The organism is Arthrobacter sp. Soil761 (assembly GCF_001428325.1).
Taxonomy (GTDB): domain Bacteria; phylum Actinomycetota; class Actinomycetes; order Actinomycetales; family Micrococcaceae; genus Arthrobacter.
Genome location: NZ_LMSF01000028.1, coordinates 304,985 through 324,264, shown reverse-complemented (window position 1 = coordinate 324,264; position 19,280 = coordinate 304,985). Strand labels below are relative to the sequence as shown.

18 protein-coding genes are annotated in these 19,280 nt (G+C 66.4%); 2 read left to right on the top strand and 16 right to left on the bottom strand.

What is annotated here, in order from left to right:
* Positions 1-57: 57 nt before the first annotated feature.
* Together ASG79_RS16035 and ASG79_RS16030 are read right to left on the bottom strand one after the other, a co-directional pair.
* On the bottom strand, positions 58-840 hold the full coding sequence (locus ASG79_RS16035; RefSeq protein ID WP_056392429.1) for an IclR family transcriptional regulator domain-containing protein: 783 nt from the start codon (positions 838-840) through the stop codon (positions 58-60).
* 117 nt (positions 841-957) lie between these two features.
* Entirely contained in the window at positions 958-1,782 is an 825-nt protein-coding gene (locus ASG79_RS16030) for a shikimate dehydrogenase family protein (RefSeq protein WP_082581784.1), read from the bottom strand.
* Positions 1,783-1,920: 138 nt separating this feature from the next.
* On the opposite strand from ASG79_RS16030, the gene ASG79_RS16025 reads away from it, so the two are divergent.
* Positions 1,921-3,258: an MFS transporter gene (locus tag ASG79_RS16025; protein ID WP_056392427.1), complete on the top strand. Its 1,338-nt coding sequence runs from the start codon at positions 1,921-1,923 to the stop codon at positions 3,256-3,258.
* Between the two features lie 162 nt (positions 3,259-3,420).
* Here ASG79_RS16025 and ASG79_RS16020 read toward each other — a convergent pair whose 3' ends face one another.
* The 12 genes from ASG79_RS16020 to ASG79_RS15965 all read right to left on the bottom strand — a co-directional run bounded on the left by ASG79_RS16020 (position 3,421) and on the right by ASG79_RS15965 (position 14,808).
* The gene (locus ASG79_RS16020) at positions 3,421-4,233 is read right to left on the bottom strand and encodes an IclR family transcriptional regulator domain-containing protein (protein WP_056392426.1); all 813 of its coding nucleotides are present in this window, start codon (positions 4,231-4,233) and stop codon (positions 3,421-3,423) included.
* A gap of 23 nt (positions 4,234-4,256) precedes the next feature.
* Positions 4,257-4,931: a 3-oxoacid CoA-transferase subunit B gene (locus ASG79_RS16015; RefSeq protein WP_056392424.1), complete on the bottom strand. Its 675-nt coding sequence runs from the start codon at positions 4,929-4,931 to the stop codon at positions 4,257-4,259.
* Positions 4,932-4,933: 2 nt separating this feature from the next.
* Complete coding sequence (locus tag ASG79_RS16010; RefSeq protein ID WP_018769796.1) at positions 4,934-5,635, bottom strand: 3-oxoacid CoA-transferase subunit A; 702 nt, start codon at positions 5,633-5,635, stop codon at positions 4,934-4,936.
* A complete protein-coding gene (locus ASG79_RS16005) occupies positions 5,635-6,834 on the bottom strand; it encodes a thiolase family protein (RefSeq protein WP_056392422.1) in 1,200 nt (399 codons plus the stop codon). The genes ASG79_RS16010 and ASG79_RS16005 overlap by 1 nt, the downstream gene beginning before the upstream one ends.
* Entirely contained in the window at positions 6,831-7,271 is a 441-nt protein-coding gene (pcaC, locus tag ASG79_RS16000; RefSeq protein ID WP_018769798.1) for a 4-carboxymuconolactone decarboxylase, read from the bottom strand. The genes ASG79_RS16005 and pcaC overlap by 4 nt, the downstream gene beginning before the upstream one ends.
* A complete protein-coding gene (locus ASG79_RS15995) occupies positions 7,268-8,086 on the bottom strand; it encodes an alpha/beta fold hydrolase (RefSeq protein WP_056392419.1) in 819 nt (272 codons plus the stop codon). Before ASG79_RS15995 ends, pcaC begins: the two co-directional genes overlap by 4 nt.
* A complete protein-coding gene (locus tag ASG79_RS15990; protein WP_056392417.1) occupies positions 8,079-9,554 on the bottom strand; it encodes a lyase family protein in 1,476 nt (491 codons plus the stop codon). Before ASG79_RS15990 ends, ASG79_RS15995 begins: the two co-directional genes overlap by 8 nt.
* Positions 9,551-10,108, bottom strand: coding sequence for a protocatechuate 3,4-dioxygenase subunit alpha (gene pcaG, locus ASG79_RS15985; RefSeq protein ID WP_018769801.1), 558 nt, complete (start codon positions 10,106-10,108; stop codon positions 9,551-9,553). Before pcaG ends, ASG79_RS15990 begins: the two co-directional genes overlap by 4 nt.
* Positions 10,109-10,112: 4 nt before the next feature.
* On the bottom strand, positions 10,113-10,985 hold the full coding sequence (gene pcaH / locus ASG79_RS15980; protein ID WP_056392415.1) for a protocatechuate 3,4-dioxygenase subunit beta: 873 nt from the start codon (positions 10,983-10,985) through the stop codon (positions 10,113-10,115).
* A gap of 56 nt (positions 10,986-11,041) precedes the next feature.
* Positions 11,042-12,913 carry a bifunctional sugar phosphate isomerase/epimerase/4-hydroxyphenylpyruvate dioxygenase family protein gene (locus tag ASG79_RS15975; RefSeq protein ID WP_056392413.1) on the bottom strand — a complete coding sequence of 624 codons (1,872 nt, stop codon included), beginning with the start codon at positions 12,911-12,913 and terminating at the stop codon, positions 11,042-11,044.
* Entirely contained in the window at positions 12,913-13,794 is an 882-nt protein-coding gene (locus tag ASG79_RS15970; protein WP_056392411.1) for a shikimate dehydrogenase, read from the bottom strand. Before ASG79_RS15970 ends, ASG79_RS15975 begins: the two co-directional genes overlap by 1 nt.
* Before the next feature lie 147 nt (positions 13,795-13,941).
* Complete coding sequence (locus ASG79_RS15965) at positions 13,942-14,808, bottom strand: IclR family transcriptional regulator (RefSeq protein WP_018769805.1); 867 nt, start codon at positions 14,806-14,808, stop codon at positions 13,942-13,944.
* A gap of 234 nt (positions 14,809-15,042) precedes the next feature.
* Here ASG79_RS15965 and ASG79_RS15960 point away from each other — a divergent pair, with 234 nt between their 5' ends.
* Positions 15,043-16,362 (top strand): MFS transporter, encoded by a 1,320-nt coding sequence (locus ASG79_RS15960; protein WP_018769806.1) that lies wholly within the window; start codon positions 15,043-15,045, stop codon positions 16,360-16,362.
* Between the two features lie 146 nt (positions 16,363-16,508).
* On the opposite strand, the gene ASG79_RS15955 is transcribed toward ASG79_RS15960, so the two are convergent.
* Positions 16,509-17,816 carry an MFS transporter gene (locus ASG79_RS15955; protein WP_056392410.1) on the bottom strand — a complete coding sequence of 436 codons (1,308 nt, stop codon included), beginning with the start codon at positions 17,814-17,816 and terminating at the stop codon, positions 16,509-16,511.
* Positions 17,817-17,827: 11 nt separating this feature from the next.
* Positions 17,828-19,264, bottom strand: coding sequence for an FGGY-family carbohydrate kinase (locus ASG79_RS15950; protein WP_056392407.1), 1,437 nt, complete (start codon positions 19,262-19,264; stop codon positions 17,828-17,830).
* Positions 19,265-19,280 lie beyond the last annotated feature (16 nt).

Here is a 19,280-nt window from a genome sequence, read left to right as displayed (position 1 = left end):
TGTGGAAACAGTTACATGGCAAGCGGCCTTGAGCGCGGTCCACCGCGGGAGGGAGGGTCAGCCGCGGGTGGTTGGGCCAGGGCCGCCGTAATCGAGTGCGATCCGCCGCGCGGTCTCCATCAACGGGGGAAGGACTGACGCTTCAATGTCCTGGGCGGCCGCCCGGTGCGTCTGCAGTGAAACATTCGCCGCAGCCACCACCTCGTTCCCCCGCCGCACCGGCACGGCCACGCCGCGCAGGCCTTCCTCGAGCTCCTGGGAAACCATGGACCAGCCCCTTTTACGCGCCAGCTCCACTTCGGAACGCAGGTCGTCAATGCTGCTGATGGAGCGGTCGGTGTAGCGGTGCAGCTGGACCGTGCGGAGATACTCCTCGAGCTGCGCCGGGGGCATTCCGGCGAGGAGCACCCGGCCCATTGAGGTCGCCCAGGCCGGAAACCGGGTCCCCACGGTAATGGAGACGCTCAACAGCCGCGGCGACGGCACGCAGGCAACGTAAACCACGTCGCCGCCGTCGAGGATGCACAAGGCCGTGGTCTCGTTCAGGTCCTCCGCCAGTTCCTTGAGGTGCGGCTGGGCCACCCCGGGAAGCGTAAGGCCGGCCAGGTAGGCCCGACCGATGTCCAGGGAACGGGCGGTCAGTTCAAAGGCCTGGCCCTCGGCGCGGAGGTAGCCAAGATCTGCCAGGGTCAGGAGGAACCGGCGCGCGGAGGCGCGGGTCATGTCGGTCCGGGCAGCAACCTGGGAAACAGTGAGCCGTGGCTGGTCGGCGGAAAAGGCGAGCAGCACGTCGAAGGCCTTCTCAACCGACTTCACAAAGTAGGCTGGCTGCTCCTCCATGAACGTTGCGGTTCCTCTCCCGACGGTCGGCGCCCCGGCACAGGGTCCGCCGGGCTTCAGCGCCTGTCCGATCATATCGGGCCGGTGGGCACTGGAGTGCGGGGTGCGGCCCGCCGGTCAGGAGGCTGCCCGGATGCGTTCCAGCGTTTCCTTGAGCAGCCTCCCGGACTGCCCGTCGAGCCCCAGGAGCGGCACCATGGCCACCGCCTGTTCCCGCAGGTGCTCCCAGCCATCGATGCACCGGACTCCCATGCCACGCGCCCGGGCCACGCTTGCAGTGGTGTGGCGGGCATACACGAAGTCATAGACGACGGCGTCAGGGGCGAGTGGGCCGTCGCCCCATGCCGGACCGTCGGACATGCTTTTGCCGATGGGAGTGGCATTCACGATCAGGGAGGCATCGGCGGACAGCTCCTGCCCCTGCTGCCAGGAGACCGTCCGGGCGTCCATGCCGCGTTCCCGGGCAAGATCCAGCAATTCCGCCGCGGCGTGCAGGTCGCGGTCAGTGATGGAAACGGTCCCCAGATGCCCCTCCAGGGCGATCATCGCGGCCCTTGCCGCTCCACCGGCGCCCAGGAGGAGGGCGTGCCGTTGGTACTGGCCGCCCAGCAGCGCGGTCAGGGCGGATATATCGGTGTTGTGCCCCACCAGCCGTGTGCCCTTTCGAACCAGGAGGTTGCAGGCACCGCTCAACAGGACTGGGTCTGTTGCCTCGTCCGCTGTTTCCGCCGCCCAGTGCTTGTGCGGCATGGTCACGTTGGCCGCCACGATGCCGGGCGCCAGAAGCCGCCTGCGGACCTCGTCGAGGTCGCCGCCGGCCGGCACATCCCAGGCATCGTAGGTCCATTCAAGGCCGAGTTCCTGGAAAACAGGATTCCAGAGGCGCGGGGACATGGCCTTGGAAGCTGCTGATCCGATCAGGACTAAGCGGGAGGGTTCCATTGTGAAGCACCTTTCCGTCGGCGTTGTGATTGGCGTCACCGACTAGTATCCTCTTTCTAGGCGCATTACGCACACATGTTCGCAATGCGTACAAATAGAACAGATCCCCCGCCTTCAGCGTGGAAGGAAAACCCGGACATGACCGACATCGCAGCAGGAGCCCAGGCCAAGCCGACGCCTGAGGCACAACGCCGGCTAAAGCGCGCCAAGAAGGCAGCGCTGGCCGCATTCCTCGGCGGCGCCCTGGAGTACTACGACTTCTTCATCTACGCCACTGCCGCTTCCCTCGTCTTCTCGAAGATCTTCTTCCCGGCGGGCGACCCCACGGTTGCCTTGCTGGCCTCCTTCGCCACGTTCGGCGTGGCATACGTGGCCCGGCCCTTCGGCGCCGTGGTGTTCGGCCACCTTGGTGACAAGATCGGCCGGAAGAATACGCTCGTGCTCACCCTGGTGCTCATGGGCAGCGCAACGTTCCTCATCGGCGCCCTGCCGGACTTCAACACCGCCGGCTACTGGGCACCCGCGCTGCTGGTCCTGCTCCGCCTGATGCAGGGCCTCTCCGCCGGCGCCGAGACGGCCGGCGCCTCCGCCCTCTCCACGGAAGAGGCTCCCGAGGGCCGGCGCGGCTTCTTCGCCAGCTTTGCCATGAGCGGCATTTCCGCGGGCATCGTCATGGCATCCCTGGCCTTCCTGCCCGTGGCTGCCATGAGCGAGGCCGACCGCCTCGCCTGGGGCTGGCGGATCCCGTTCTGGCTCTCCCTGATCGTGCTCATCGTCGCCTACCTGGTCCGCCGGTCACTGGCCGAACCTGAGGTCTTCGAGGAAAAGCAGGAGCACGGTGAACTGGTGAAGCTTCCGTTCGCCAAGATGTTCCAGACCCACCCGGCGCAGTTCTTCCAGGTGGCGCTCATGTCCTTCGAAACGGTCACCAACACGTTCATGCAGTCATTCGGCCTGGCCTACGCCGTGTCCGTCGGCGTTCCCGCTTCCACCATGCTGTGGGTCAGCATCGTGGGCAACATCCTTGCCGTCTTCACCCAGCCCCTGACCGCGCGCCTGTCGGACACGTTCGGCCGCCGGCCCATCTTCATCATCGGCGTCCTGGGCTCCGGCATCATGATCTTCGTGTATTTCTCGGTGATCGCCACCGGCAACATCCCCATGATCTTCCTGACCAGCACGCTGATCACCGCCGGCACCTATGCCATGTCCAACGCGATCTACCCGGCCTGGTTCTCCGAGCTCTTCAACGTCAAGGTCCGCTACTCCGGCATGGCCATCGGGCTCCAGATCGGCATCCTGTGCGCCGGTTTCACCCCGCTGCTCGGCACCGCCCTGGTGGGCGCCGACAAGGCGAACTGGGGACCGGCAGCCTGGATCGTGGCGGGCTCGTCGATCCTCGCCGTGGCCGGCGCCTGGTGGGCGCGCGAGACCGCCAAGACGCCGCTGCGGGAGCTGGGCAACCCCGTCCGGTAGGGGCATTCACAGCCCCATAACGAACAGAAGAGGACGACGGCGGGAAGCACCCGCCGTCGTCCTCTTGCTTAACCTGGCGGCGCGGCGAGGCCCTGGTTGAGTGCGCAGGAACAGTCCCGGCGCACTCAGGCCAGGAGTGGACGCACGGCTGGGGTGGTATTGCTAACCGCGGGCGGTCAGGTCCGCGGAGATGAGTTTCGCGGTGGCCATGATCTCCTGCGCCACCGAGGCCAGGTAGGCTTCCCGGTCCGGTTTGGCCTCCACGGACTGGGCCTGCAGGGAGACGTTCACCGCGGCCACCACCTTGGGTCCGTCGTACACAGGAGCGGCAACGGACATCAGGCCCAGCTCCAGTTCCTGGTCCAGCAGGCACCAGCCCTGTGCACGGACCGTTTCCAGGACGGCCAACAGTTCCTGGACGGACCCGAGGGCGCGGGGGGTCAGGGGCTTGATGTCGGCCGCGGCGAGATAGGCCTTGAGGTCCGACGCCGGCAGGTGGGCCAGCAGGACCCGGCCCATGGAGGTGGCGTAGGCGGGGAACCGGGTGCCCACGGTGATCCCGATGGTCATGATGCGGCGCGTGGTGACGCGGGCAATGTAGGCGATGTCGGTGCCGTCCAGCACGGCGGCCGACGTCGATTCGCCGAGTTTGAGGGACAGTTCCTCCAGGTGCGGCTGGGCCAGTTGGGGCAGCGACAGCCCGGAGAGGTAGGCGTAGCCCAGCTGGAGGACTTTGGCCGTCAGCGCGAAGGTCTTGCCGTCGGTGCGCACGTACCCCAGCTCCACCAGGGTATGCAGGAACCGGCGTGCCGTGGCACGGGTCAGGCCCGTGCGGCCCGCCACCTCGGTGAGCGTCATGACCGGCCGGTCGGCGTCGAAGGCGCGGATCACCGCCAGCCCGCGGGCCAGCGACTGGACGTACTGGTCGCCGGCCTGCGGGGTTGGCTGGATATCGGTACCTGCGGCGTCGGTCATGGTAACCAATCCTAGGGCCGTCCTTAGCCGGCCGAGGCGGCCTTGAGCGGGACGGGGATGAGTTCCTGGAGTTCCTCGAGGGTGCAGCCAAAAGTCTCGCGGACGGTGACACCGTTGGGACCGGTGAGGAAGACGGCCTTGTCCGTGTAGACGCGGGTGACGCAGTTGACGCCGGTGACCGGGTAGGTGCAGGCCTCGACGATCTTGGAGGCGCCGTCGCGGGTCAGGAGGGTCATCATGACGAAGACGTCCTTGGCGCCGGTGGCCAGGTCCATGGCACCTCCGACGGCGGGAATCGCCCCGGGTGCGCCGGTGTGCCAGTTGGCCAGGTCACCGGTGGCCGAGACCTGGAAGGCGCCCAGTACGCAGATGTCCAGGTGCCCGCCGCGCATGATGGCGAAGGAGTCGGCGTGGTGGAAGTAGGAAGCGCCCGGGAGTTCGGTCACGGGAATCTTGCCGGCATTGATCAGGTCCTCATCGATCTCGTCGCCCTTGGCTTCGGGGCCCATGCCCAGCATGCCGTTCTCGGTGTGGAGGGTGATGTTCTGGTCCTCGGTGAGGTAGTTGGACACCAGGGTGGGCTGGCCGATCCCGAGGTTCACGAACGAGCCCGGGGCGATGTCGCGGGCCACGAGCCGGGCGAGGTCATCCCGGCCCAGGGGCGTGGCGGAGGTCTGGAGTGATGTTGCAGTGGTCAAGGTCAGGCCACCTTTCCGCTGGTGCCGGTTGCGCTGCGGTCTGAGGCCGGGACGCGGACAACCGTGTTGACGTAAATGCCGGGGGTGACCACGTTTTCCGGGTCCAGCGCCCCCGTGGGCACGATCTCGGAGACCTGCACGATGCTCTGCTTCGCGGCGGCAGCCATGATGGGGCCGAAGTTCCGGGCCGTCTTGCGGTAGACCAGGTTGCCCTTGCCGTCCGCCTTCAGTGCCTTGATCAGGGCGACGTCGGCGTGGATGGGGGTTTCAAAGACCTGGCCGCGGCCGTCAATGATCCGCGTTTCCTTGCCCTCGGCCAGCATGGTGCCGTATCCGGTGGGGGTGAAGAACCCGCCGATGCCTGCCCCGGCGGCACGGATCCGTTCGGCCAGGTTGCCCTGCGGCACCAGTTCCAGCTCGATCTCGCCGGCCTTGTACTTGGCGTCGAAGTGCCAGGAATCGGACTGCCGCGGGAAGGAGCAGATCATCTTCCGCACCCGGCCTTCCTTGATGAGCAGGGCCAGGCCCTGGTCGCCCTGCCCGGCGTTGTTGTTCACCACGGTCAGGTCCGTGGCGCCGCAGTCCAGCAGCGCGTCGATCAGTTCGAACGGCTGGCCGGCGTTGCCGAATCCGCCGATCATCACGGTGGAGCCGTCCTTGATGCCGGCCACGGCCTCCTGGACGGTGTCAACAAAAGTCAGCATTACTGGTCCTTTCCAGCGGTGACGTTCTCGAGTACCACGGCCAGGCCCTGGCCCACGCCGATGCAGATGGCCGCGACGCCCCAGCGTTCGCCGGAGGCCTGCAGGGACCGGGCCAGGGTGCCCAGGATCCGGGTGCCGGAGGCACCCAGCGGATGGCCCATCGCGATGGCCCCGCCATGCCGGTTCACGATCGAGGGATCGATGCCCCAGGCGTTGATGCAGGCCAGGGACTGCGCGGCGAACGCTTCGTTAAGTTCGACGGCGCCCACCTGGTCCCAGCCGATGCCCGCCTTCGCGAGGGCCTTGTTCGCCGCCTCCACCGGTGCGTACCCGAAGTACTGCGGATCATTCGCGTGCGCGCCGCGGCCGGCGATCCGGGCCAGCGGATCCAGCCCCAGCAGCCCGGCGGCCGCCTCGGATCCGATCCACGCCGCGGAGGCGCCGTCGGACAGCGGGGATGCGTTCCCGGCGGTCACCGTGCCGTTCTCGGTCCGGAACACGGTCTTCAGCCCGGCCAGCTTCTCCGCCGACGATCCGGCACGGATGCCTTCGTCGCGGACCAGGTCCGTCCCGGGCACCGGGGCGACCAGGTTGTCGTAGAACCCTTCATCCCAGGCGGCGGCGGAGAGGTTGTGGGAGGCCGCGGCGAACTCGTCCTGCGCCTCGCGGGTCACGTTGTACTTCTCGCGCAGCCGCTCGGTGGCCTCGCCCAGGGAGATGGTCCAATCCTTGGGCATGGCCTTGTTCACCAGCCGCCAGCCCAGGGTGGTGGAGGCCAGGGTCATGTCCCCGGCCGGGTAGGGCTTCTCCGTCTTGGGCAGCACCCACGGGGCACGGGACATCGACTCGGCCCCGCCCACCAGCACCAGGTCGGCGTCGCCGGCGTTGACCTGCCGCGACGCGATGATCGCCGCGTCCAGGGACGAGCCGCAGAGCCGGTTGACCGTGGTGCCCGGGATGGACACCGGCAGCCCGGCCAGAAGGGTTCCCATCCGCGCGATGTTGCGGTTTTCCTCGCCCGCGCCGTTGGCGTTGCCGAACACCACCTCATCGATCCGCTCGGGATCAAGCCCGGGTGCCCGCTTCACGGACTCGCTGATAACGTGCGCGGCAAGGTCATCCGGCCGGACGCCGGCGAGGCCGGAACCGAACTTGCCAAAGGGGGTGCGCACGGCGTCGTACACAAATGCCTGGTTCATGGGGTTTTATCCGTTCCGGTGTTGTCCATGTCGTGGAACACCTGCTGTGCTGTCTTGAAGGCGGTGTTGGCGGAGGGGACGCCGCAGTAGATGGCGGTCTGGAGCAGGATCTCCTTGATCTCGTCCCTGCTCAGGCCGTTCCGGAGGGCGGCGCGGATATGCATGGCCAGCTCTTCCCAGTGCCCGTGCGCCACCATGGCAGTGATGGTGACGGCGGAGCGCATCTGGCGCGGGAGCCCCGGGCGGGTCCAGATACCACCCCAGGCGATCCGGGTGATCATGTCCTGGAAGTCCTCGGTGAACTCATCCTTGTTGGCGTTGGCCCGGTCCACGTGCGCGTCCCCCAGGACTTCGCGCCGGACCACCATGCCGCCGTCGTAAATCTCCTGGCTGGTGGCGCCGGGCTGGACCACGCCGTGCCGCTCATTTCCGCTCACTTGGCTGCTCCTTGGGATTCGGTCCAGCTGATCAGGCTGCGCATGAGATCGGCAACATGCGCGGGAGCCTCGGCCGGTGCCAGGTGCGCCACGCCTTCCAGCGTGACGGCAGTGGCGGTGCCGCCCCCGGCGGTGATGCCGGCTGCCACCTCGTCAGCCATGGCCGGCGTCGCCACGCCGTCCACCGAGCCGGCGATGACCTGGGTGGGGACGCGGATGCTGCCCAGCTGGCTGCGGACGTCGAAGGAGGCCAGGGCCTCGCAGCAGAAGGCGTAGCTGAAACGGTCGGCGTCGCGCAGGGCGTGCAGGAGCCGGCTGCTGAACTCGGGTTCCCGGTCCATGTAGCCCGGCGCGAACCAGCGCTGCGCCGAGCCCTGGATCATCACGGGTGTGCCCTGGGTGCGGACCGTTTCGGCCCGTTCCAGCCAGCCCTCCGGGGTGCCGATCTTCGCCCCGCTGTTCTGGATGGAGAGGCTCTTGAGCCGCTCGCCGTGCTTGATGCCCAGCTGCAGGCCCACGGCGCCGCCCAGTGAAACGCCGGCGTAGTGGAATGTTTCACCGGGGGCGATGGAATCCACCAGGTCCACCACGGCGTCCGCGAGGGCTGCGACGTCGAAGGTTTCGGTGGCTGCCGGAGAGACGCCGTGGCCGGGCAGGTCCCAGGCGACCACGTCGTAGTCATTGCCGAGCAGGGTGGCCACCCTGTTCCACAGGATGGAGGAGGTGCCCAGGGATGGGCCCGCCACCAGCAGGGGGTGGTCGCCAAGGGGTCGCTGGGGGGACAGCAGCGCTGCCTTCAGGGTTGGCTTAGCCACGGGAAGCTCCGTTCGCGTCGGTGGTCTGGGAATCAAAGTCGGGGAACGCCGCCAGGATGCGGCGGGAGATCTGGGCCGCCTGGCCCAGGTAGCTGCCGGGGTCCAGGAGCTCCTCCAGCCGCTCGCCGGGAACGACGGCGGCAGGGACGGCCTCGCGGAGCAGCTTCCGGTAGGTGGCGGCTTGGTCGGAAGGCGGTGCTTGAAGGGTCTGGTCCACCACGTCCTGCAGCTGCTGCTTGCCGGTGCGGCCGTCCTTCCCGTCCAGGAGGGGCGCCACGGCCGCGCTGACGCCTTCTGCCAGCAGCAGCGGCCCGGACAGGTCCAGGTTGCGGCGCATGGCGTCGGGGAACACCTGGAGTCCTTCGGCGAGCTCACGGATATGTCCGGCAGCGCCGAGCGTGAGCGCCAGGAGCTGGCGGAGTGCCGGCCATTCGATGTGCCAGGCGCCGTCCGGGCGTTCGTCGTTGAAGGTGGCGGCGGCCAGGTGCAGCTGGGCAGCCAGGCCGGGCGCCTGCAGTGCGGCGCTGCGGACCAGGACGGACAGGACCGGGTTCTGCTTTTGCGGCATGGCAGAGGAAACCCCGCGCCCGGGAGCGCGTGGCTCGGCAAGCTCGGCCACCTCGGGCCTGCTCAGGAACAGGACGTCCGCGGCGATCTTTCCGAACGCATCCAAAACCGAAGCCAGCCCATGCCCAAGGGACGTGATGGCCAGCCGGTTGGTGTGCCAGGGAGCCGCCGCGGGGGCCAGGCCCAGCTGGGCGGCCAGGGCATCGGCCAGGGTAAACGGGGTGGCAGTGGATCCGTCGGTCAGCACGGTTCCGGCGGCGAGCGTTCCCGCAGCCCCGCCGAACTGGACCGGGAACTCCAGGCCTTGCAGCTGCCGGCCCGCGGCGGCCACGCCCTGGAACCACTGCGCGGCCCGGAGCCCGAAGGTATAGGGAAGCGAATGCTGCGTCAGGCTCCGGCCCACGCACAGTGTCTGCGCATGTTGCCCCGCCAGGGCGGCCAGCGCCGCGGCGGTGCCTTTGAGGTCGGCCAGCACGGCGTGGACGGTGTTGCGGGCCACCAGCATGAGGGCGGTGTCCAGCACGTCCTGGCTGGTCAGGGAGGTATGCACGGCCTTCCCGGCACCGATCCCGGCGCTGTCCAGCGCGGCCACCTTCTTCCGGAGGTCCGCCAGCAGCGGAATGACCGGGTTGCCGCCGCCCTGGGCACGCAGCGCGATGTCGGCGAGGTCGTATCGCCCTGCCTCGGCAGCGGAAGCCACGACGGCGGCAGAACCGGCAGGTGCCAGGCCGGCCCGTTGCAGCACGGCTGCCCAGCCCGATTCGACGGCGAGGATCGCCGCCAGCACTGCCCGGTCCCCCGTCAGCGCCGCCACCAACGGTGACGCTGATACGGGACTGAGCAGGCCGGCGTCGGCCTCTTCCGCGAAGGCGCGCAGATCTCCCGGGGCGGCGTTGGTCACTGGAAGTCCAGGAAGACCGTCTCGCCCTCACCCTGGAGGCGGATGTCCCAGGTGAGGCCGCCGTCAGGGTCGCGGCGGGCGATGAGCGTCTTGCGGCGCTCCGGATCCAGCGAGCTGAGCAGGGGGTCGTTGGCCAGCGCCTCGGCGTCCTCAGGCAGGTAGATGCGGGTGAACAGCCGGTTGGTCAGGCCGCGGGCAAAGAGCGCCACGGAGATGAACGGCGCCGCGCCCGGTTTGGTGGGGCCGGGGTTGACCGTTGTGAACGTGAAAACGCCGGAGTTGCCCACGGCGCCGCGGCCCCACCCGGTGAAGGTGTAGCCGTCGCGGACCAGGGAGCCGGTGCGCTGGACAACCCTGCCGTCGGCGTCCGGCTGCCAGATTTCCAGGATGGCGTCCGGGATGGTGTGGCCGGCGCCGTCGTAGACGGTGCCCTGCAGGCGGATGGAGCCCGGGAAGCCGGGAGGCAGCAGCTCGTTGTCCTTCTCGAACGGAAGCGCATAGCCATAGAAGGGGCCAACGGTCTGGCCCGGGGTGGGAACAAGTTTGGTGCTCATTTTCCTACTCCTCGTCACCTTCTGCGCCGAGCGCCTCGTTTTCGGTCCAGGTCCGCTTGGGCCCGGTCAGGACGATGTCCCAGTTGTAGCCCAGGGCCCACTCGGGCTCGGTGAGGCTGTGGTCGTAGGTGGCCACCAGGCGGTCGCGGGCGTCCTGGTCCACGATGGTCTGGTAGATGGGGTCCAGCGGGAACAGCTGGTCGCCGGGGAAGTACATCTGGGTGATGATGCGCTGGGTGAACTCCGTGCCGAACAGCGAAAAGTGGATGTGGGCGGGTCGCCACGCGTTCAGGTGGTTCTTCCAGGGGTAGGCGCCGGGCTTGATGGTGATGAACCGGTAGGAGCCGTCCGGGCCGGTGATGCAGCGGCCGATGCCGGTGAAGTTGGGGTCGATCGGGGCGGGGTGCTGGTCGCGCTTGTGGATGTACCGGCCGGACGAGTTGGCCTGCCAGATTTCCACCAGCTGGCCTGCCACCGGGCGGCCGTCGCCGTCCAGGACCTTGCCGGCGACGATAATCCGCTCGCCCAGCGGTTCGCCGTTGTGCTGGATGGTCAGGTCGGACTCCAGGGCGTGCACGTCCTGGTGCCCGAACGCTGGCGAGTACAGCTCGATGGTCTCCGGATCCGCGTGGTGCAGGCTCTTGGTGGGGTGGCGCAGGATGCTGCTGCGGTACGGCGGGTAGTCCAGCCGCGGCTGGATTTCCGGCTGGGCGCCGTCCTTCAATGCCCGCTGGTAGGCCTCGCCGATGGCGTTGATCTCTGCGCTGAGGTCCGCCTGTGACTCGATGGCCTTGTCCAGGGGCTGGTGGGCAGCCTTCGGTTCGGCCGGGGGCACGAGTTCCTCCGACTCCAGCTCGGCGGTGATGTCTTCCGGCATGGCTGGCTCCTTTCTGATCTGTTCGGTTTCTTGCGTCCGGGGTTGTGTGGTGCGGTCTAAGGCGTGCGGTGCAGCGAGTCGTACTGGACGGCGTGGCGCACCGGAGCATTGGGGGCGCCGTAGCCGTCGTAACCGCCGCGGCGTTCCACCATTTCGAAGAACACGCTGCCAACGGTGGCGGTGTAGAAGTGCAGGAATTCGCCGTCGGCGTCGCGGTCGAACAGCAGGTTCAGCTCCTGCAGGGTGGCCAGGAACCCGGGCTCCAGGTCGAACCGGGCGTCCAGGTCCTCGTAGTAGTTGGCCGGGATCTGCAGGAATTCCAGGCCCCGTTCCCGGGCTGCCCGGGCTGTGGCCACGAGATCGTCCACGGCAAAGGCGATGTGCTCCTGGTAGATCTTGCGGACCTCGCTCCGTGCCTGCTGGATGGGGGCGAGGTTGAGCACCAGCCGCACCGCGCCGTCGGAGGTCTGCATGACCTGCGAGCGCACCAGCCCGCCGGGGCTTGGCACCTCCGCGAACGGCTGCGGCTCCAGGGCCAGGGCGCTGGTGTAGAAGAGGACAGCTTCGTCGAAGTGCTGCCACGGCTGGGCAAGGTTGACGTGGTCGATCACGGCACTGGCTCCGGCGGACGGGTGTTCCAGCCCCTCCCCGAACTCGTGGGTCCACGCCGCCGTGCCGTCCGGGCTGCCCTGGCAGAGAAAGATCTCGGTGGAATCGGGCGCGGAGATGCCCTGGAAGACTTCCTCGTCCGCCTGCACCTTGCGGGCCACCACGGGGGCCTTGAGCTGCTGGGCGCGCGCCGAGGCAATCACGGGGGAATCGACGTCGAACCCCAGTGCGGCAATGGCCGGCTCGGCATGCCGGGCCGCCTGTTCGTTGATGATCACCCGGGCCTGGCCCATGGTCCACAGCTGGACGTCCTTGGTGCGGTGCCTGCCCTCGAAGGCGAAGCCCAGCTGGCCCAGGAGTTTCTCCAGCTGCGCGGTGTCGTCCGCCTTGACCTCGGCAAAGTTGAAGCCCGCGGGTTCGTTCACCTTGGGCAGGGTGGCAAGCTCCATGGGGTAACGACGGCGGAGCGCTGCTCCGTTGCCTGGTGCGGCTTCGGTACCGGCCAGCCATTTGGCGCTCTGTTCTTCAAGCCAGATGAGCGACCGCATGGCATCCACGGCCGTCCGCTCCACGTCCGACTGGCGGAAAACGTCATTGAAGACTTCCAGCGAGACGGGTCCGGTGTACCCGGCCCGGACCACGTGGCCCATGAACTTGGCCAGCTCAAACTGGCCCTCGCCCGGGAACACCCGGTAGTGCCGGCTCCAGGACAGCACATCCATGGAGAGCTTGGGGGCGTCCGCAACCTGGACGAAGAAGATCTTCTCCGGGTTGAATGCCTCAATGTGGGCGGTTTCCCAGTCCCGCGACAGGATGTGGAAGGAGTCCAGGCAGGTGCCCAGATTGGGATGGTCAACCATCTCCACCAGCCGGTAGGCATGCTCGTAGTCGTTGACGTACTTGCCCCACGCAAGCGCTTCATAGGCCACCTTGACGCCGTGGTCGCCGGCCAGGTTGGCAAGCTGTGCCAGCTGCTCGGTGCGGAGGCCGTCGTCGTCGATGGTGGCGGTGGCAACGTTGGAGCAGACCAGGATGGTGTCCATGCCCAGGCGGGCCATGAGCCGGAACTTGGCCTCGGCCCGGCGGAGGTTGGCCTTCAGCAGGTCCGGGCTGACGCCGTCGAAATCCCGGAAGGGCTGGTAAAGATCCAGGCCAAGGCCCAGGTCGGCGGCCAGCTTGCGGACGTCCTCGGGACTCAGCGGGGACGTCACCAGGTCCTGCTCGAAGATCTCGATGCCGTCGAAGCCTGCAATGGCGCAGGCCTGCATCTTCTCTTTGAGGGTTCCGGACAGGCAGACAGTGGCGATTCCGGTGCGCATCAGGCAGCCACCTCTTCCGCTGCCACGAGCTCCAGGAAGTGGGCGCGCATGCGGTCCGGGTCCGCGTCCAGGCCGGTGAAGATCCGGAACGCGTCCGCGGCCTGGCCCACGGCCATCCGGCCGCCGTCCAGGACGTCGCAGCCCTTGGCCCGGGCGCCGCGGACCAGTTCCGTGTCGATGGGGCGGTAGACGATATCCGCCACCCAGTGCCGGGACTCCAGCAGGTCCAGGTCCAGCGGCACGCCGGGGTGGGCGGCCATCCCCACGGGGGTGCAGTGCACCAGGCCGTCGGCCACGCGCATCAGCTGCGGCAGCTCCGCCGTCGTACCTGCCGTGACGGTGCTGTCCGGGAAGAAGCCCTGGAGCTCGGCGGCCCGGGCTGCCGCGCGTCCCGGGTCCACGTCCACCAGGTGCAGGGTCCTGACGCCGGCGGTCAGCAGGGCGTAGGCGACGGCAGATCCGGCACCGCCGGCACCGAGCTGGACCACGCGGTCCAGCGACGCCCCGGGGAGGCCGGAAGCCAGTGCCGCGGCGAAGCCGGAGAAGTCGGTGTTGTGGCCGATGAAGCGGCCGTCCCGGATCACCACGGTGTTGACGGCGCCCAGGCGGCGGGCGTCCGGGGAGATTTCGTCAAGGTGCTCCAGGACCAGCTGCTTGCAGGGATGGGTGATGTTCAACCCATTGAAGCCCAGCGTCCGGGCGCTCTGCAGGATGCTGCCGACGGACTCGCCCGCCAGGCCCAGCTCCAGGAGGTCGATGGGGCGGTAGAGGTAACGCAGGCCCTGCACGTCACCTTCCCGTTCGTGCATGGGCGGCGTGAGCGACGGCGTGACACCGTCTCCAACCAGTCCCACGAGGTAGGACTCAGTTCGAATACTCATCCGTGCAGCTCCTTTGGTAACGGCACCGGCAGTGTCCATGCGGGGATGGGCTGCGCCGGTGATAGGGATTACAGTACAGCATTTGTTCACTTCTCGCACTACTGTTCGAGATACGAACCAAATATTTTGAGTAACGGCACAGGCGCCTTAGCCGCGCTGCGGAAGGCGTGCAGCCAACTCGGCTGCCGCATCGACCAGGACGGGGACGTGGGCCTCCAGCTCCTCGAGGCTCAGGCGGAAGACCGGAACGGCCGTCGCCAGGGAGGCAAAGGCGTGGCCCTGGCTGTTGAGCAGGGGCACCGCCACGGCACGCATGCCGGCCTCGTTCTCCTCATCCATGACCGCGTAGCCGCGGCGGCGCACCTCCTCGATTTCCGCCCGGAACGCGTCCCGGTCGGTGATGGAGCGGGCGGTGAGCGCCTCGAGCGGGAGTTCCGCGAGCAGCCGCTCCCGTTCCGCATCCTCGGCGAATGCCACCAGGGCCTTGCCGACGGCAGTGGTGGACAAGGAGCCCAGGTGGCCCGGATCGCTGGTGACGCGGAAGATCTGCGGCCCGTCCACCTTGCTGACGGTGAGGTGGTGCAGGCCGTCCCGGACGCTGAGGATGGTGGCTTCCCCGGTCTGCTCGGTCACCCGGCGCAGGATGGGCATGGCAGTGCCCGCGAAACCGTGGTGGTTGGAGACCCGCTGGCCCAGCTGGAAGATGCGCAGGCCCAGGTGGTAGCGGCGGCCGTCCGGCTCGTAGTCAACAAAGCCGTCACGGGTCAGGGATCCGAGCAGCCGGTAGGTTGTGCTGAACGGCAGTTCCGCGCGGCGGGAAATTTCCGCGGCGCTGGCACCGCGGGGTTCGTCCCCCAGGAGGACAAGCAGGCCCAGGGCCTTGCCCACCATGTCCGTGCGTTCCGCAGGACGCGCGCCAACCTTCGCCTCCGGGGGCATGGCGTTCACGGGCTCCGTGGCGGCAGGGGCAGCAGCGGATTCTTCATTGGCCGCTGTGGTTTGGTTCACACTCATGGCAATCATGTTGCCACAATGTGAGAGCTATTTCTAGATGGTGATTATTTTCTTGACAGGTGACTGCCCTCACAGTCATAGTTTCTATATCGCACAAGTAGCTCCCACCATGTGGCTACTGACGCCGGGTCTTCTTCCGGACTCCAGCCGCATCGCGCCCCGCCCGCACCAAGGCAGCGGCGGCTGCGACCTCCAGATCCATCCGCGACAATGTCGTCACACCAAAGGAACACCATGAGCCAGACACTTCCGTCCGCCGGGGCGGGTGCCCTCACCCGTGCCGGGACGCCCAGGAAAGCAGCCCTCGCCAGCTTCCTGGGCAGCGCCGTCGAATACTACGACTTCTTCATCTTCGGATCCGCTGCGGCGCTGATCTTCCCCAAGGTCTTCTTTCCCGATGCAGACACCAACGCTGCCATCATGTCCTTCGCCACCTTCGGCTTCGCCTACGTGGCACGTCCCGTGGGCGCCATCATCCTGGGCCACTTCGGCGACCGGGTGGGCCGCCGGAAGGTCCTGATGTTTACCCTGCTGCTCATGGGCGCGTCGACGTTCGTGATCGGCTGCCTCCCCGACTTCCACACGGTCGGCTGGTGGGCCCCGGTCCTGCTGGTGCTGGCCCGCCTGTGCCAGGGCCTCTCCGCCGCCGGTGAGCAGGCCGGCGCCTCGTCCATGACCCTGGAGCACGCTCCGGACAACCAGCGTTCCTTCTTTACGTCCTGGACCCTCACCGGTACCCAGGGCGGCCAGATCCTCGCCGCCCTGGTCTTCATCCCCGTCCTGGCCCTGCCGGATGAGATCAAGTACGGCATCGGCTGGCGCGTCCCGTTCTGGCTCAGCGCCGTCGTGGTCATGGTTGCCTTCTTCATCCGCCGCACGCTGCACGAGCCGCCGGCCTTCGAGGAAGCGCAGAAGAACGCCCAGATCTCCAAGCTCCCGGTGGCCGACCTCCTCAAGGGCCACTGGCGCGACGTCCTGCGTGTTGTCGCCTGCGCCTTCATTGCCGCCGTCTCCACCGTCTTCGGCACCCTGGCCATCAGCTACGCCAAGACCGTGGCCGGAGTGGACGGCACCACCACCCTGTGGCTCGTCGTCGGGGCCAACCTGGTGGCCCTGGGCACCCAGCCGCTCTTCGGGAAGCTCGCGGACAGGATCGGCCGCAAGCCCGTCTTCATTTACGGCGCCGTGGCCAGCGCAATCCTCACCCCGCTGTTCCTGCTCAGCCTGGAATCCCACAGCATCCCGTTGATGTTCGTTGCAGCCATCGGCTTCTTCTCCTTCGGCTACGCCGCCTCCAACGCCGTGTGGCCGTCCTTCTACGCCGAGATGTTCAGCACCAAGGTCCGCTTCTCCGGCCTGGCCATCGGCACCCAGCTCGGGTTCCTGATGGCTGGCTTCGCCCCGGCCATTGTGGCTGCCATGGGCGGCATCCAGGCGGGCGGCTGGGTCCAGATCAGCATCTTCACCGCCATCATCTGCGCCATCGCCGCCGTCTCGGCACTCACGGCCAAGGAGTCCTTCCGGACCCCCACCAACCTGCTGGGCGTGAAGTAGGCGCCGACGTCACACCAGCCCGGTTTAGAGCCGGAAAGCCCGCCACCTACTGGAAGATGATCCATTAGGTGGCGGGCTTTTTGGTGCCATCTGCAACGTCCACGCGGGATCAGTGTGCAGCGATCGCTCCTTCGGATCGAGGCACACTAGATCGCACTGGCCGACGCCTCCAGGACGCTGGTGGCCTCGGAATCCTGGCGCTTCTTCATAAGAACTGCGAAGTAGGCCGCCGCCGCCGCCCCAAGCAGACCGATACCGGCAGTGACAATAAAGTACAAGTTGTTCGCGCCGGCAACATCGTCACCGAAGGCGGAGTAAATCGCACCGCTGATCTGGGGAATGACAATGTCAGGGAGATAACCCACGAACGAGATGATGCCGATGGCGATACCGGTTGCCGCAACGGGAACACGGCAGTCGTCAAGCAGGGACCAGTAGATCCCCCGGATCGCGTAAAGGAAGAGACCCACAACGACGACCAGCACATATGCCAGGCCAGTCGAGCCGTTGGGCAGGAGGCTCAGGCTGACGAATCCCAGTGCAGCCACCACCATTGAAACTGCGAGCACGCGGCTCTTGCCGAGCTTGTCAGCGAGAAATCCTCCTCCGAACCCACCGATTGGCCGCATCCACAGAACGATTACAGTCACTACGCCCGCATTGACCGGACTCACGGCGTGATTCACATTGAGGAAACCGGAGAAGTAGTAGTGTCCCCAGAACAGCGTGTAGCCGCAGAACAAAACTACACTCATCACCCATACCTCACGGATCTTGAGAATTCGACGGACCGCTGCGAACGTTGACTCGACGGGTTCCGCTTGCGCGGTTTCCGTCTTTTCGTGACCATCGGAAAGAACGAAGAAGATCAAAACCGCGACGACGACGAGCACGGCACAGTACATGTAGACGACTGCCTGGAAGCCTGCCGTGGTGTGCGTGATGTCGGTAGTTCCATTTCCGGCGAAAAGTGCGAAGAGGCCAACGGCGCAACTGGCCAGAATTGCTTCGACAAGCCCGCGACCGCCGTCGAGCGCACCAAAGTATTTGCCTTCCTCGTTCCTGTCCGCCAGCAGGCTGACAGTTTTGAGGATTGCGCTCCAAAACGTGAATACAGTGGCGAAGCCCCAGACGAGGTAGACAAAGACAAGGGCGGACTTGTCCGGAACCTGCGCATAGTACAGACCCGTAACCGCCGTGAGTAACAGTGAGAACACAATCAGGTACCGTACCGGGACCTTATCGGCCAACCATCCGCTTGGTATGTAGCCGATAACGAAGATGATCCCGATCATCGAATAGAGGCCTGCCAACTCCGCGTTACTCAGGTGAAATACCTCTAAAATCGTTGATTCGAAGTTCTGCCGAAGGTACACAAGCGGATAGATTGAGCCAGCCGCGAGAATGAGCAAAGCAAGCTGAAAAATCTTCTTTGATTTGCCGAGCTTGAGCATGAAATAGCTCCTTAGTTGTTAGATAGGATCTTGTGGATTTTTTCCAGGATGGGGTCCGTCTGCATGGGGATTTCAGCCGAGACCGTGCACAGTTGCTCGTACAGCGCGGCGTTGCGCGGGTCGGGCTCGAAGCGGTCCTCGCGCCGAACCATATGGGCAGCTGCTTCGTCGAAGTCAGGGTAGATTCCGCAGGCCACAGCAACGCAGACGGCGGCGCCGAGGCCGGCAGCGTTCCGGACAACATTCCTGACGACCGGGATATTGAAGACGTCGGCGAAAATCTGCATGACGAGGTCGCTGTTCGAGCCGCCGCCCGAAACAACAAGCGTCCTAAGACTGATGTCTCTTTCAGCGGTCATGGCAGCCATGTTTCGCTTCATTGTGAAGGCGATGCCTTCCAGGACGGCCCGGTACATGTGCGCGTAACCGTGCCGTTCATCGAAGCCGATGAACATACCTTTCTTGAAAGGTTTGTTCGGGGGCGCCAGCCAATCGAGAACGCACAGCAGACCGTCACTTCCTGCCGGAATGTCGGAAGCCAGTTTGTTGAGGAGTTCCTCGGCGCTGGCTCCAGCCGCGGCAGCAGCACGGGCGTTCTCCGCACCAAGCAGGTCCCGTAACCAGGAAACTGTCCACATGCCCCGGCGGATGCCGGCACATTCGTATATGTAGCGGTACGGCTCGGAGGCAAAGTTCGAAAAGTATGTCCGGGGTTCGGGCGCAAATTCCTTCCCAACAACCATGCCGGCGATGTAGGTGCCCAGTGAGATGAGGCCCGTCGAGTCGTCGCGGAGACCGGCGCCCAAAGCCTCGGCTGCCTTGTCGTTGGCCGTGTGGACGACCGGTATTCCTTGTGGGATCCCCGTGCGCCTCGAAAAGGTGGTGTTCACAAAGCCGCCGACGTCGCCGGGCATCTGCAACCGGTACAGCATGTCGCGCGGTACTTTGAAGGAGTCGAACTTTTCCTGGTCGTCGAACCAGTTCCAGGTCCGGACATCCATGGGCCACGGACCAATGTAGTTGGCCGCGGTGTCCGTTAATTCACCAGTGAGCCGGCCCATGAGGTACCCCGAAGCGGTGGTAACGAAAGCGACGTCGTCGTTTTCGTGCTCATACGCTGTGGAGAGTCGGTGGTCCATCCAGCTTTGGACGGGGCCGGCGAGGGTCCCGTCGCTGCGGACGAGGGCGCGGCAGCATCGGATGGTACACAATCCCACGCCGATAATGTCTGCGGGGTTGCCGGGGAAAGACTTCATCGCCCGGGAGGCCGCCGCAACCATGGAGTCATAAAGGTCGTCGTGCGGGTGCTCCGCGATACCCGCCCCGGGCGTGTGCATAGGTGCCAGGGGTTCACTTGCCTCGCAGACGACGTGGCCGTCCGTATCGAAGATAACTACCTTCGAACTCTGGGATCCACCGTCAAGTCCGATGATGTACTTGGTGGTCATGTCATGTTCCTCATCT